The 1,479-nt window shown below is 55.6% G+C and carries 2 protein-coding genes; both read right to left on the bottom strand.

What is annotated here, in order from left to right:
• Positions 1-408 (bottom strand): hypothetical protein (locus tag H6A60_RS11280; protein ID WP_205104667.1); only part of this gene is annotated, 408 nt, incomplete at its 3' end.
• Between the two features lie 97 nt (positions 409-505).
• A partial coding sequence (locus tag H6A60_RS11275; RefSeq protein ID WP_205104665.1) for a hypothetical protein occupies positions 506-1,479 on the bottom strand: 974 nt, incomplete at its 5' end.

Raw genomic sequence — 1,479 nt, 5'->3', positions numbered from 1 at the left:
ATACGGGACCGGATTGACAACGTCATACGCGCGTGTACGGAGCATCGACTCGAGACTTGGCACACGACCTGCCTCGACTTCCTTGCGGAAGCGCTTCAGGCGGGCTGGTAGACCGTTGACTGCACGGCGGTTCTTGCGGTCGAAGTAGTCCAGGTGCGATTCGTTTTCGGGGACAGGCAAATTCCGAATCTGTTCAGCCGCGTCCGCTTGACGGCGGAGTTCCTCCTCGACCTGGCGCTCCGCTTCCTGTTCTTTCATTCGATTATTCCATTCAACGATACGGTACAAGAGCGACTTACCGGTAACTAAAAAGACAAAAATGCTGATTCCGAAAAAAATAATGTATGCAGTAACGCCGTAAATAAAGAGCTGTTCGAGCAGTGAGGCGAAGAAGTCGAAAAGAGGCATGTGCTTGGACCGGCACGGACAAAAACGATGGCAACGGATCGCTCCCGGCCCGGCTGAAGGTTCGGTGCCGAGAGCGATCAATCAGAGGGTATCGACGTTAGGACGGGGTTTCTTCAAATGATTCGGGCTTTAATCTCGACACCGAAAGATGGGTCGTATGACTCTTTGCATCCCGCAGAGTGACGGAACCCCCATTATCTGCAAAGACCAGGGTGAAGAGGTGGTTTGCGAGAGCACTGACCGAAACAAAGTCTCGTGCGCGTGAAACGAATTCGACGCAGCCTACGCCGTGGTCGGCAAAAATTTCGAGAGACTCGCCGTTCCGGAAACGAATCAGAAGCTGTCGGTGATGCACGGCAAACGGTCTGTCGGCGACTTCGAAATTGAGATTCATAGGACGGAAGCGGGCGCCAGCATCGGCGGAGGATTGTGCCAGCGCTTCAAGTCTGCTGAACACAGATCTGCGCTGTTCCTCGTCATTCCACGTCCGGTAGAGATTGGCCGGAAGACCGTAGCCAAACGGGCGACGGTTGGTCGGGACCCCGGTGCGAACGACGAATTGTGCCTTTTCTGCTTCGGCGCTATGCGCAACGGCATTGAAGATTGAAAGCACGAGTGCGGCGTCACCGGCTCGTTCGAGGTAGTTATCCGTGTATTCCACCGAAAGGACGGGGGATTCAAAAAATTGCCCCTGCAGCCAATACGATTGTTCAATACCGCACGCGGCCCGCAGAACGATGTTGTATTCGTCGCCGTCGATTTTGACTCGACAGTTTGTCCGCACCTCGTAAATGGCGAGCTTTTTACCGCCAACTTCGAGCCAGTCGAATGCCAAGAGCCTCAACTGCGTGCTAGGCGAGACGTCCTTATCCTGCGTGTCCAGCATATTCGCCGGCATTTTGGTTGCCGTCAGCAAGGCGTCTGCCCGACAGGCAAGGAGCACTCTGTCCGCCACGGTCTTGACGGATCCGCTCCCGACAGAGACCCATTCGTCCTCAACGGTGGTGCGAGCGAATGCGACGGGCTCGTCGGGATCGAGAGGCCCCAAGTTTCCCAGGACGATCTCGTCGG

Origin of the sequence: Sutterella massiliensis, from assembly GCF_016899755.1 — a bacterium.
GTDB classification, from domain to species: Bacteria; Pseudomonadota; Gammaproteobacteria; order Burkholderiales; family Burkholderiaceae_F; genus Sutterella; species Sutterella massiliensis.
The sequence above is the reverse complement of the archived record's forward strand: the minus strand, read 5'-3'. Positions and strand labels throughout refer to the sequence as shown.